Below are 13,009 nucleotides of genomic sequence, written 5' to 3' on the forward strand. Positions count from 1 at the left end.
AAAAGAAAAATCATTCAAAGGTGGTGCTATAGCTCTTTTCGCAACTAACAACATGCCACCTACAAATACTGAAGCCCTTACTACCATTGGAAATCTTTACGATGTATTAGCAATACTTTTTGAAAAAGCTCAAACAGACATACAAAGCACAAAAAAGAAACTAACAAACACCAGACCAAGTACTGCTAGGTTGGACTCTTATTTTAATTTAGCAAAACATTATTTCAACCTTCTAGCCAAGCATTACCCAGAAATTGATAGTTTTTTCAAAGCCACGAATAAAAAAGTCGTTACCAGTAAAAACCGTGGCAGTTTTGGGGGGCATATATTATTTCGCCCAATGGGATTAGAGATATTCACAACGATTGTTGCTACTCTGACTAATAAAGGGATGTCTCTCGAGAAGGCAGTAGATGCAACGTCAAAGCTCCCACATAACCTCAACGAGCCTCCTTACGAAGGTTTGATATGGGATTCTAAAACAAAAAGAATCTTAGGTACCAGCAATAAAGTTTCTTTACGAGAAATTTTGCTCTACATGCTAAACGCTTCTAAGTGGGGTGAACAGGAACTGCTTGAAAGGTATAGAAAAGAAACAGGGGACGACCGTGAACTACCTAAACCGGTAGTTATTGACTAATGTTGTATATACGTGACATTTATAAACTTGACATGCTTTCCAGTAGTGTTTCCATTTCAAAATTCATCAAAAATTCAGAATAATGAAAACTAAACAGGTCGCTTAAAAACTTTTCAAGGTCTACATCTTTTACTTGTTCGCCATCAGTCATTTGACGAATCTGGTAACCTTTTCTTTTGCTAATCATATACAAAAACAATGTGTGAAAGTATACGGCAGAAAAATAACGATTACTGGCAAGATCCATCTGTTCTATTGACTTAAGCTTGGAACGAAAATTCTTCATTACAGAGGAATCCATATTTATATAAATTTTCTCCAATTTATCATCTTCAACATAAGGTCTCATTACTATATTGTGATCAATTTCCACCCCGTTATCATTAAGAGTAGCCCAATCCATATGCCCTTCGGTTTTTTGTTCAAATACCTTCACAGCCTTAGGCAAACCAATTTGTTCTTCCTCTTGAGATTGTTTGATTTTTTGTTTGGGTTGATCAGGCTTGGTTATTTGAACTCGGAAAATTTGATGAAATTTCCCAGCCTTTGATGAAAGCGTGGCTTCAATTGTAAAACTATCTCCCACATTGACTTCTTGTTCAGGTTTAAGATTAACTCTAATTGTTCCCTTGGTTGGGCTACTTATACCTACGGAAAATACGTCTTCTATCTTTTTAAGCAGACCTGGTTTTGTGCCTCCGCCACCTTCATTTTCCCCGATGTTCAGCAAACCCATCTTCAATTCCCCGGGGTCTTCAACTCTTTCAAAAAAAGCATCTTCAACATCTGTAGAAAATCTTATTGTCCTCTCATTCCCTTGTGGGATTTTGAACAATGGATGAGAATCTGATTTTTCATTACTAACCAACTTAAACATTGACGGAAAGCGTTTCGGGTCAAAAGACTCTTCTTGTGACTTGCGTTTTCTTTGTTTTCCATTCGATTTTCGAAGATTGTCATTTGGTTTTTCTAATTTGAATGTTTGATTAAGCAATGAGAGAAGATCGGATTTTAACGGGAGATTTTTTGAAAAGTTACGTAACAAGTCACTTGAATCCTCCCCATGGTTACCAATATTGGCTTTTCTTTGCTTATATATATCTTCGAGTCTGCCCTTTTTAAGTTCACGCCCCACAATACTTCGGAGTTTATTCATTTCATCGCCTCCCTTGGCACGATCTCGGGAAGCCATGAACAACTCGTTCCTAAATTCTATTTCTAACTCAGTGCAATCAACATGTATAAGAAGATAGTCTTTAATAAGCTGATACTTAAGGGTCCGCGATACAAACTCTGAAGTAAACGGTGCATGAACCTGTCCATTGAGAGAAAAAGAAACCGACATATTGTTCTTGAAGTATTCGTTACGTATAAAATCACGAGTTTCCTTAGGTGTCTTGCCATCAACTTTTGTATTAAAAACATAGACTGTTGCTGTAAACTCGCCTATCTCTTTATCTTTGTATGATTGCTGAAAACGGTCTTGTATATAACCATTGTCCTCTTTCTCTAAACTTCTTTTGAGCCCATAGAAAATTCTCTGTAATACTTTATCATTTGGATACCTGTCATATTGCTCAACGATACAAAAAGGAAGCGCAGGATCAAAAAGCAGTTCGTTGATACTTCTGCTCAAATCCCGGTTTATTGGAACAGATCCGGATGGGAGTTGATACGAATATAGTTTAATGATTGATCCGGTTGTGAACTTTCTATTGTGCAAACCGAGATCCAGTTCAGAAATCTCAAATCTAGGAATTTTATCATCAATAGTCAAATACTCATACCAAGTACTCCTACGTGTTTCTTTCTCTAATCCAGAAAGAGGATGCCTCCTAACTAAAGTGAAACCAAAAAGACCTGTTCCATCATATTTTTTAGAGGCAACCAACTGATACTTTTCTTTCCCACAAAAAACAATAGCTCCCGCACCACCCATGTTGTATTTTCCTTGAACAAATTGTATTTCAGTCTTATTTCCCTTCAAGAGAGAAAGAAACGTACCTTCAAAATCTTCAGGGTGTTGTCCTTCACCATCATCATAAATAACTAACGATGTCTCCCTTCTCGGTCCATGTGCGAGAATTTGAAGTGATTCTGCCTGTTGTCGCCGATGTTCTGGTAAATCCCAATTTTGAGCATTTGGGAAAAATTCTTTAATCGCTCCTTCTACAGATTTTGGTGCTTTTTTAGATTTTGGATCTATCCCTTCTTCCAAACACCGCTTCATGAGTATTGCATCAATGGAGTTTGTTAGTTTCTCCACTAGGGCAGGAACTGGTTCGGCTTGCTGAGCCTCCATAACACCAAAGTTACTTTCATTATTGCCATATGGTTTCCAAGTTAGATTGTCTTGAACAGAGAGCAGTATCTCGGTCACTTCGCTCTCAGTATTTGCCCAATACAAATCGTCAAACAACTTTTCAGTATTTATCATTGCTTTACTGACCTCATCAGCGTACTTCTGCGGGTGTTTGCTGTAACTTGTATGCTATACACCCCAATACCCCCTTTTTCAAGGCAAACGGAAGGAAAATCTATGTTTAAACAGTATCAGATACCCCCCGCCCCTTGTCAAACCTCTTCCCTTCCAGCAACATACCCCCATGCCCACACAACCCCTAATCTACTGGTTTAGACCATTAGCATTCTACTTGTCCTTAAGAATTCCTATTTGTTCCAGAAGTCTGCGTCCATAAATAAGAAAACTGGTAATCCCTGCTATGAACATAACGAACCTCAGTGATGCGTAGTGTTCAAAAAGAAAGTTCTTGTCCAGTGCCCCCAAAATCAGAAAGATACAACCCGCAGGCATTACTGCCCCAGAAACTACTTCTATTAGTTTCTGAACAACACTATTCCGTTTCCCTGTAACAAAAACTGCTATTGTTATAGAGACAAGGACTATAACAACATATAAGTAGATTGGTTGAAGCATTGAGAGTAGATACTTTTAAGAGTTGTGTCTGTTTTCTTTGTCACGCCGATTTTCGTTTGTCATCCTGCCCAGAAAGAAGCCTATACCCGCACCAACTATTGCGCCCACCGGACCGCCCATTGCCGCCCCAAGCATCGCCGCGCCTCCCGTAGAACCCACCATTGTGAGGAACTCTTCATTGCCCGCGCCTTTCTTCGGAGACCCGTTCACTTCATGCTGTTCGACATTCTTTGCCATAGCACCTTTATTGTATAAATCAGCCCTGCCACTGTCAAATCCTTTCTCTTTACAATCCCCTCCCCTTCCAGCAACATACTCCCATGCCCACACAACCCCTAATCTACTGGTTTCGGCAAGACCTCCGCTTGACGGACTCCGCCGCCCTCTCCGCCGCCGCGCAGACCGGGCGGGAGATAATCCCCTGCTACATACTGGACGACAAAAGCCCCGGACAGTGGCGAATGGGAAACGCAAGCCGCTGGTGGCTGCGCCACAGCCTCGCCGCTCTGGCGGAGGGCATCGCCGCCCTCGGAGGAAACCTTGTCATCCGCAAGGGAGAGACGGAGAAAGAACTGCCCGCTCTCGCGCATAAACACAACGCCCGCGCGGTTTACTGCTCACGCTGTTATGAGCCGTGGGCGGCGGAGTTGGAAAACAAACTCCATAAGTCGCTCGGCACGGAGAATGTGGAACTGCTGAGTTTCCCCGGCGACCTGCTGTTTGAACCCGAACAGGTGATAACCCGAAGCGGGACACCCTTCCAAGTCTTTACCCCGTTCTGGAAACACTGCCTTTCCCTCCCCTCCCCGCAAAAACCGCCGCCTCAAAAGAAACCGCTCAAGTTCGCCCGCATAAGGGAAAACACAAAGAACGCCCTGAAAAATCTTGACCCGCCGACCAAAACGGGGCGGATGTCTCAATGGCGCACACTGTGGCAACCCGGCGAGGAAGGAGCGCAAAACCACCTGCTGAGATTTCTGGAGCGGGGAATAACGGACTACGCCGAAGGGCGCAACCACCCGGCGCGGGACTGCGTATCCCGGCTGTCTCCCCATCTCCGTTTCGGGGAAATCTCGCCGCGCAAACTCTTTCACACCCTCCTTAATCAACGCAACAACCGCCCGGAACTCAAAGAGCATACTGACAAGTTCCTCTCGCAACTCGGCTGGCGGGAATTCTCCCGTCATCTGCTGTGCCGCTTTCCGCATCTGCCGGAAAAGCCGTTCAAAAAGAATTTTGAGAAATTTCCGTGGCGGGAAAACTCCGGGCTTTTTGAAGCGTGGAAGCGGGGGCAGACCGGCTACCCCGTTGTGGACGCCGGAATGCGCGAACTCTGGGAAACCGGCTATATGCACAACCGGGTGAGAATGATAACGGCATCATTTCTGACCAAACACCTGCTGATACCCTGGCAGTCGGGCGAAAAGTGGTTCTGGGACACTCTGGTGGACGCAGACCTCGCCAACAACTCCTTCGGGTGGCAGTGGGTGGCGGGCTGCGGCGCGGACGCCGCCCCGTATTTCAGAATTTTCAACCCCGCTTTGCAGGGCGGAAAGTTTGATGAGGACGGCGCTTATGTGCGGCGGCGGATTCCGGAGATAGCCGCGCTTGAGGACAAATACCTGAGCGAACCGCTGAGCGCGCCCGCCGGGGCGCTGAAAGCGGCGGGCATTGAACCCGGCGCAACCTACCCCGCTCCGGTTGTTGACCACCGCAAAGCGCGGACGGCGGCGCTGGCGGCGTACGATGCCGTGAAATCCCGCCCCTGATTGAAATCCCCGCTCCTTATCTGTAACATATCCCCTATGGGCTCAATAGGCATGACCGAACTTGTAATAGTTCTCGTAATCGTTCTTCTGGTTTTTGGTCCGGGGCGGCTCGGCTCAATCGGGTCTTCGCTTGGGAAGGGAATAAGAAACTTCCGGGACTCGCTTGACGGAAATGACTCCCCCGACAAAACCGACGGCGGGAGCAAAGGCGACTCTTCCGGCTCCGGTTCGGAGACCGGCTCCGGGGCGGAGTTTCGCGCCCCCAAAGACTGAAAAAACGGCGGCTAACCGGCCATCTGCGCCAGTTCCACAAGAACGCCGTTCATCGCCTTGGGGTGGATAAACGCCACCAGTGAATTGTAAGCGCCCGTCCTCGGCGTCTCGTCCACAAGGCGGACACCCCGCTTTTTCAACTCTTCAAGCGACTTCTCTATGTCGTCAACAAAGAAACATATATGGTGGATGCCCTCGCCCTTTGTTTCAAGAAATTTGTGTATGGGGGAATCCTCCCCGGTGGGCTCAAGCAACTCAATCGCCGTCCCCTCCCCGCTTTGCGGTTGAAGCATCGCCGCACGGACGCCCTGCTCCTCCACCTCCTCGCGGTGCGTAACCTTCAGCCCCATAACCGTCTCGTAAAGTTTCTCGGAACTTTCAAGGTCTCTGACCGCTATGGCGATATGGTAAAGACTTCCGTTTTCTCCTTTCATTGAACCCTCCCGGACTGATTTTTGTATCTCTCTATGCCGCTCTCAAATCTCTGTCTGTCAATGATGAACATGTCGTTTTTGCCCGACGCTATCGTCTGCCGCCCGTCCGACGCCTCAACCTTGAAGGAAACCTGCCTGCCGCTTATGTCCGCAATCTCCGTCTGAAGCGACAGGCGCGTGCCCGCCGGAACCGCTCCGAAGTGGCTTATCTCAACCCTCACGCTGACCACCATCTCATCGGCGGCGAGAAACGGCGACATCACCTCGGCGCACGCAGTCTGCATGATGCCTATCAGAGACGCCGTTGACAAAACCACCGGCGAACGCTCATGAAACCTGTCCGCCGCCATTGAGGAGTCAGTCTCAAACTCCCGCCGGGAGACCATTCCCTTCTCAAGTCTTTTGACAGTCAAATCTTCCACTCTCCCGTTACCGAAAACTCCCCCGTCTCCCCGTCCGTCTCCTCGCACACCACATTTACGCCCTTGCGCTCAAAACCTTCAAACAGTTCCGCCTCAACGGATTTTATCGTGTCTATCACATCCCTGTGGGCGCGAACCCGTATCTCGCCGCCGCGCGCTATGAGGTTGTGCTGCTCCATATCCCTGATGATCTCGTAGCAGACCGTCTCCTTTGATTTTACCAGCCCCGTCCCCTCGCACACGGCGCACGGCTCGGAAAGCGTTTTCGCCACGCTTTCCCTTGACCGTTTGCGCGTGAGCTGGAGAACGCAAAACTCCGACATTTCCGAAATCGTGTGGCTTGTCCTGTCCCGTTTCATCTCCTGCTCAAACGCTCCGGAAATCTTCTTCATATCCGCGTGTCCCATGTCTATGAAATCTATGACAATTATGCCCACAAGGTTTCTGAGCCGAATCTGCCGCGCCGCCTCCGCCGCCGCCTCAAGGTTGGTTCTCAAAAGCGCCCCGAAGCCGCCGCCCGTGCCCGCGCCCGTGTTCACGTCTATCACGGTGAGCCCCTCGGCCTCCTCTATTATCATGTCTCCGCCGGATTTAAGGCGGACTTTCCTCTTGAGAAGGTCGTCAATCTCCTGCTCCATTCCGAAATCCCTGAAGAGCGGAGAGTCGGAGGAGTGGTATCCGATGGACACGTTCTCGCCGGGGAAGTTTTCGTCAATGTAGCGGTTGATATCCGCAAGCACTTCCCAGTCATCGGCGATGATCTCGTCATTGGGAGACGCAAAGTCTCTGACCGCGCTTAAATAAACCGGCGGCTCGCGGTAAAGCAGGGAGGGGGCGGGCATAATACGCGACTGTTGCACTATGTTGTCCCACACGCCTTTCAGGGATTTGACCTCTTTTTCAATCAGCCCGGAGTCTTTGTCAAGGGCGGCGGTGCGGGCTATCAGCCCCATGTTTTCGGGGCGGATTGCGTCAAGAATTTTGCCGACCCTGCCCCTTGCCCCGGAGCCAATCCTCTTTGAAAGCGAGGTTCTGTCCGAATCGCTTGACAGTATCACATACTTGCCCACAAGCGAGACGCGCGCCTTCATCCTCGGCCCCTTGCCGGAAACCGGCTCTTTGACCGCCTGAACGATAAGGTCTGCGCCCTCGGCAACGGGAGAGCCGCCGCCCGCGCCGTTTTGCGCGTGTATGTCTTTCCACGACACAATGCCCGCCTTTTCCTCGCCGATGTCAACAAAAGACGCCCTGATGGCGGAACTTGAATTCAAAACCCTCGCCTTGTAAATGTTGCCGGAGATGCGCGAGGACGAATTCCTCTCCACCTGCAACTCCGCAAGCGTTCCGTCCTCAACCACGGCTATTCGTATCTCGCCCGAAGTGCGGCTTATGAGTATCTGCTTTTTCATTTTCCCCCGCCTCCGCCTGTGAGAATGCGCGCTATGTCTTGCGCGCCCTCCGCTATGGAAAGCCGCCCCGCGAGAACGGACGAGACCACGCCTGAGGCGGGCTCGCCGTCCCGGACGGATTCGGCAAGAAGCGCCGACAGCGCGCGTTCGGCCTCCCTTATAAGTTCGTTTTTCGTCCTCTCGCGCCGCTTTTGCTCAAGCGCTCCGCTCCGGCGGAGGAAATCGCCGTGTTTTTCAATCTCCCGCGCCACCTCCTCAACCCCCGTTCCGTCAACCGCCTTTGTGAGCAGCACCGGCGGCTTCCACGCGGCTTTTGCCCCCGCCCTTATGGCGAGCGTTCCCCGCAGCTCCGCCGCGAGGGCCTGCGCGCCCTTTCTGTCTGACTTGTTCACAACAAATATGTCTCCTATTTCCATTATGCCCGCCTTCATTGTCTGAATGGAATCGCCCGATTCGGGAACGAGAACCACCGTTACCGTGTCGGCAACCTCAATGATGTCAAGTTCGCTCTGCCCGACGCCCACTGTTTCAACCACCACGCAGCCCGCCCCGGACGCGCTCATAAGTTTGATGATGTCGCCCGTGGCGCGGGAAAGCCCTCCGAGAGAGCCGCGCGAGCCGAGGCTTCTTATAAACACGCCGTCATCGGCGGAGTGGCCGCCCATGCGCACCCGGTCTCCCAGCAGCGCCCCGCCGGTAAACGGGCTGGACGGGTCTATCGCAATCACCCCGACTGAGGAGCCGTTTTTGCGGAACACCTCAACCAGTTTGTCCGTAAGAGTGCTTTTGCCCGCTCCGGGAGGCCCCGTGATTCCCACCACCGGAGTGTTGCTCCAGTCAAGGCCCGCTTCGGACAGAAGGGCGGCGGTGTTGATCTTCCCGCCCTCGGCAAGACTTATAAGGCGGGCAAGCGCGCCCCTGCCGCCTTTTGTCATCTCTTTAACAAGTGTTTGGGGATTTGTTGACAGCGCCATTACAAAGGTTTGCGTTTCCCCTTTTTCATCAGCAGGTCAAAATGCTTTTTCAGAACCGGCGTTACGGAGAGGCGGCTTTGCCGGACTATTTCCATGTCCGCAAACGCGGGGTCCGCCTTAATATCCCTGAGCGCCACCGGGCGGGAGAGAGCGGCGTCCGGTTCAAGGTCAACCGCCACCCATCTGTCGTCTTCGGTGGTGGGGTCCTGATAACTTTCTCTTACCACGTTTGCGACTCCCACGATTTCAAGGCCCTCGTTGCTGTGGTAGAAAAGCGCTTTGTCTCCGTTTTTCATTGCCTTCAGGTTGTTGCGCGCCTGATGGTTTCGCACTCCGTCCCAGTATGTGCGGCCGTCCCGGATGAAATCATCCCATGAGTATTTGAACGGCTCGGACTTGACCAGCCAGTAGTTCATTCCCGCAAGCATACCCGCCTCCGCGCGGGGTTGAAAATGGAAACCCGTCCCTTCGCACGGAATGACAGGTGGGCGACCCCCGCCGTTCAACCCCTCTTCCAAAACCGTCCAAACAAAACCGCGCCCGCGATGACAAGCGCAAAAACGGCAAACGGCAAAATCCACGCCGGGCGGCTTTCCCGCGAGGAATGGACGGATACGGATATCCGCTTTCCCTTTGGCAGACCCTCTCCGCTCCACCGGAACAAATCCTCCCCGCCCTCACCGCTGACGCGCCCGCCTTCGCCGAGACCTTCAACCGCAATGCCTCCGGTTTCGGGGGAAACAACAACAAAAGACTCTGTTTTGTATTGAAGTTTCTTCGCAAAAGCGGCGGACGCGCCGCGCGCGGGAACGGTGTATGACAGCGCAACCCTGCTTGCGCCCGGAAGCAGGGTGAAGGAGTCTCCGCCGCCCGCGCCGTGAACAATCCTGACACTTTCCGCCCCGGCGGGAACACCTGCAAGCGCGCCCGCGCCAGATGAAATAAACGCGGTCTTTCCCGTGTTGGACAGTTCCAGAAACTCCACGACCCTCGCCCCTCCCTCAAACGGCTCAATGATGAGGTGGTGAAGTTCCGTGCGGACAAACTTGTCCGAACGGGAAGGGTCGTATATCGGCAGGTCAACCTCTATCTCATTTTGCGCGGGCTTGAACACCATGCCGGCGGTCTCATAAGCGACGCCGTTGCTGTTTATGGACAGTTTGTGCGCCGCGCTCCACGAAAGCCCCCGGAAGGCAAAGCCGCCGTCCGCAGCCGTCTCTTCGGAGCGCGAGGAAACAAGGCGGTCTCCCAGAAAAGAGCCGAGGGAAACGGTAACGTTCTGCGCGGGCGCTTCCGCCGTCCGGTTTATGACCTTTCCCGATATAACCCCGCCGTCCGGAGGAGGAGGCGGGGCGTCTTTCAGGTAAAACAGGTAGTCCGCAAGGATTTCCGCATCCCGCGAACCGACACCCGTGGGCGGCATGGGGGGATAACCCTCGTTTACCGGCATGCGTCCCTCTGCGGCGTAAACGGCTGAGGGGTCGGTTATCCACAGGAGAACGGTTTCGCGTGAATGCCTGTCAAAAACCCCTTTCAAATCGGGCCCCGCAAACCTTCCCCTTCCAACCGTATGGCAACGGACGCACCTGTGTTTGACAAACAGTTCCTCCCCCTCCGGCGAGGCGAAAGCGGGCAAAACCGGAGGCAAAAGCGCAAACGCGGCAAAAAGGACAAAAGCACGCAGACCGGTCAACTCCCGCCCCCGTCGCGGTTATCTCCGCCGCCAAACAGAGGGCGGGCCACAAAAAACGAAACGGCCAGCGCGACAACCGCTATTACCGCGTCTTCCAAACTCATTTGCGCCCCCCGGTAAAGGTCAGCGCGGCTCCGAAAAGCAAGATTGCGCCTCCCGCCCATATCCACGAAACAAGGGGATTCAACGCCACCGCCAGCAGAACCGAACCGTCATCCGCGGCCTCCATAAGCACCACATAAAGGTCATCCTTCCATGACGAGAGCAACCCCACCTCGGTCTCGCGGTTTATCTCTCTGTTGCCCTCATACAGATACAGGTTTTTTTCGGCAAAGATAACCCCCGCCGGACGACCGCCGCCGGAGACCTCAATCCGCGCGGAAACAACATTCTTTGCGGGCGTAACACTGCGGTCGGTTGAGAGGTATTTCAGTTCATAGCCGCGCACGGAAAAGGTGTTTCCCGGTTTCATGGTCACCTCGTGTTTGTCCGCAAAAATGGACGAGGCGGTAACACCGGCGACTATGACGGCGACCCCGATGTGGACAATGTGACCGCCAAGCAGAGACGCCTTCCGCCTTGAGGCGACCTTCAGTATGCCGCTTGCGGAGGAGGCAAGGCAGAAAGCGCACAGGGAAAACGCGGCAAGCGCGGCGGGGCTGCGGATTCCGTAAAACGCAAGAGCCGCCAGAACCGCACCGGCGCACAAAAGCGGGACGGAGACCGCCCCGGCAAACGCGCGCGGCGGCAGGCCACGCCACGGCAAAACCGTTCCCACACCCATAAGGGATATGAGAACCAGCCCGACGGGAACGTTCAACCGGTTGAAATAAGGCGGGCCCACAAGAATGCGGTCTCCGGTTACCGCCTCGGAAATGATGGGGAAAACCGTCCCCAGAAACACTACAAACGCCGCGGAAAGAAACAGAACATTGTTGAACACAAACGCGCTCTCGCGTGAAAGAGCGGACTCAAAACCGCCTCCCGAACCGAAATCCCTCTTTCCGAAAATAAAAACACCCGCCGAAAAAACCGCTATGAAGAGAAGAAAACCGGCAAACATCGGGCCTATGTCCGACAGGGCAAACGAATGCACGGATGAGATAATGCCGCTGCGGGTTATAAATGTTCCGAAAACGGCGAGAAAAAAAGTTACGGATGCAAGCAGTATGTTCCACTTCGTAAACATGTTCTTCTTTCTCTGAACCATTACGGAGTGAAGAAACGCAGTGCCCGACAGCCACGGCATAAACGCCGCATTTTCAACCGGGTCCCATGCCCAGTAGCCGCCCCAGCCCAGTTCCATATACGCCCACCTCGCCCCCAGAAGCAGCCCCAAACTGAGAAATATCCAGGAGAAAACCGCCCATTTGCGCGCGCGTTCCGCCCACCCGGAGTCGCCGTCGCCCAGCATGGCCCCCATGCCAAGCGCATAGGGAACCGTCACGCCCACATAACCGGCATAAAGGGCGAGCGGGTGTATGGCCATGTAGGGATTCTGGAGTATGGGGTTCAGCCCCCTGCCCTCGGACGGGGTGAAGGGAAGTGTTTCAAACGGATTTTCCACAAAGGCAATCAGAAACACAAAGAACACCGTTACGCCCGACAGGACGCCCGTCACGTACGGCTTGTTCGCGCCATCGCCGCGAAGGACGAAAACCGCCGAGTATGCGGAAAGGATAAGACACCACAGCAACAGCGAGCCGCTCTGCCCGGCCCACAACGCCGTAAGACGGTAAACAAGCGGCAGGTCGGAACTGGTGTTCATTGCCACATATTTGAGCCCGAAGTTCAGCGAGGCCAGTTCGGCGAGCAAAAGCCCGGTCGCCGCAAGGAGCAGAAAGAATGTTGCCGAAACCGCGTTTTCCGCGCTACGGACAAGGCGCGGACGGCGCAACGCCGCTCCCGCAAAAGAAAGAACAAGGGAGTAAACCGAAAGAAGAAAACTCAGGGCGACCGCGGCGGAGCCCAACTCATGCGGGTTCATCTGCGCCCTTCACTCTCGTATGAAGACTCGTATTTTGTGGGACACTTGGCAAGAAGAAGGTCGGCGTCAAAGGGACGGCCCTCCGTATAAACGCCTTCCACAACGGCCTCAACCCCTTCCCTGAAGGTGTCGGGAACAGTTCCGCGATAGGCGACCGGCAGCCGGTCGCCGTTTTCCGCTATGGAGAAAGTAATCTCCCCTCCGGGGTGCTTGCGGATGCTGTCTTCCTCCACCGGCCCGGAAACCCTGTATCTGCTTCCCTCAACCGCAGTCTGTTTCAGTTCGGGAACAGTCAGATAGTAAACCATTGTGTCCGTAACGCCGTCATACACAAGGTATGCCACGGACAGCACAACAACCAGCGCCGCAAGGGCGATCCTGACTCCCGCCGCCCCCATGCGTCAGTCCCGCGCCCCGGCGCGGCGGCTGCGGATAAGAAGTGTTGCGGCGTAAAAGCCGAGAACCAGCCA

General features: G+C 52.7%; 13 protein-coding genes. 3 read left to right on the plus strand and 10 right to left on the minus strand.

The features are described 5' to 3' along the window. On the plus strand, nt 1-640 hold a 640-nt coding region (locus tag OXF42_03620), incomplete at its 5' end, for a hypothetical protein (GenBank protein MCY4047184.1). Between the two features lie 19 nt (nt 641-659). Here the strand turns inward: OXF42_03620 and OXF42_03625 are convergent. Beyond that, nucleotides 660-3,077, minus strand: coding sequence for a hypothetical protein (locus OXF42_03625; protein MCY4047185.1), 2,418 nt, complete (start codon nt 3,075-3,077; stop codon nt 660-662). Nucleotides 3,078-3,593: 516 nt separating this feature from the next. Next, on the minus strand, nt 3,594-3,815 hold the full coding sequence (locus OXF42_03630) for a hypothetical protein (GenBank protein ID MCY4047186.1): 222 nt from the start codon (nt 3,813-3,815) through the stop codon (nt 3,594-3,596). 83 nt (nt 3,816-3,898) lie between these two features. Here OXF42_03630 and OXF42_03635 point away from each other — a divergent pair, with 83 nt between their 5' ends. Beyond that, nucleotides 3,899-5,347, plus strand: a complete 1,449-nt coding sequence (locus OXF42_03635; GenBank protein MCY4047187.1) for a deoxyribodipyrimidine photo-lyase — start codon at nt 3,899-3,901, stop codon at nt 5,345-5,347. A 36-nt stretch (nt 5,348-5,383) separates the two neighbouring features. Then, the gene (gene tatA / locus OXF42_03640) at nt 5,384-5,620 is read left to right on the plus strand and encodes a twin-arginine translocase TatA/TatE family subunit (protein ID MCY4047188.1); all 237 of its coding nucleotides are present in this window, start codon (nt 5,384-5,386) and stop codon (nt 5,618-5,620) included. 11 nt (nt 5,621-5,631) lie between these two features. Here tatA and mce read toward each other — a convergent pair whose 3' ends face one another. The 8 genes from mce to OXF42_03680 form a co-directional block, all read right to left on the minus strand. Beyond that, nucleotides 5,632-6,054, minus strand: a complete 423-nt coding sequence (gene mce / locus OXF42_03645) for a methylmalonyl-CoA epimerase (GenBank protein ID MCY4047189.1) — start codon at nt 6,052-6,054, stop codon at nt 5,632-5,634. After that, a complete protein-coding gene (locus OXF42_03650) occupies nt 6,051-6,467 on the minus strand; it encodes a hypothetical protein (GenBank protein MCY4047190.1) in 417 nt (138 codons plus the stop codon). Before OXF42_03650 ends, mce begins: the two co-directional genes overlap by 4 nt. Next, on the minus strand, nt 6,464-7,885 hold the full coding sequence (locus OXF42_03655) for an Rne/Rng family ribonuclease (GenBank protein ID MCY4047191.1): 1,422 nt from the start codon (nt 7,883-7,885) through the stop codon (nt 6,464-6,466). The genes OXF42_03650 and OXF42_03655 overlap by 4 nt, the downstream gene beginning before the upstream one ends. Beyond that, complete coding sequence (meaB, locus tag OXF42_03660) at nt 7,882-8,859, minus strand: methylmalonyl Co-A mutase-associated GTPase MeaB (protein MCY4047192.1); 978 nt, start codon at nt 8,857-8,859, stop codon at nt 7,882-7,884. Before meaB ends, OXF42_03655 begins: the two co-directional genes overlap by 4 nt. Next, nucleotides 8,859-9,275 (minus strand): EVE domain-containing protein, encoded by a 417-nt coding sequence (locus OXF42_03665; GenBank protein MCY4047193.1) that lies wholly within the window; start codon nt 9,273-9,275, stop codon nt 8,859-8,861. Before OXF42_03665 ends, meaB begins: the two co-directional genes overlap by 1 nt. An 86-nt stretch (nt 9,276-9,361) precedes the next feature. Next, entirely contained in the window at nt 9,362-10,552 is a 1,191-nt protein-coding gene (locus OXF42_03670) for a c-type cytochrome (protein MCY4047194.1), read from the minus strand. A 100-nt stretch (nt 10,553-10,652) separates the two neighbouring features. After that, entirely contained in the window at nt 10,653-12,539 is a 1,887-nt protein-coding gene (locus OXF42_03675; protein MCY4047195.1) for a heme lyase CcmF/NrfE family subunit, read from the minus strand. Next, complete coding sequence (locus OXF42_03680) at nt 12,536-12,937, minus strand: cytochrome c maturation protein CcmE (GenBank protein MCY4047196.1); 402 nt, start codon at nt 12,935-12,937, stop codon at nt 12,536-12,538. Before OXF42_03680 ends, OXF42_03675 begins: the two co-directional genes overlap by 4 nt. Nucleotides 12,938-13,009: the final 72 nt, after the last annotated feature.

The organism is Candidatus Dadabacteria bacterium (assembly GCA_026708565.1).
Lineage (GTDB): Bacteria > Desulfobacterota_D > UBA1144 > Nemesobacterales > Mycalebacteriaceae > Mycalebacterium.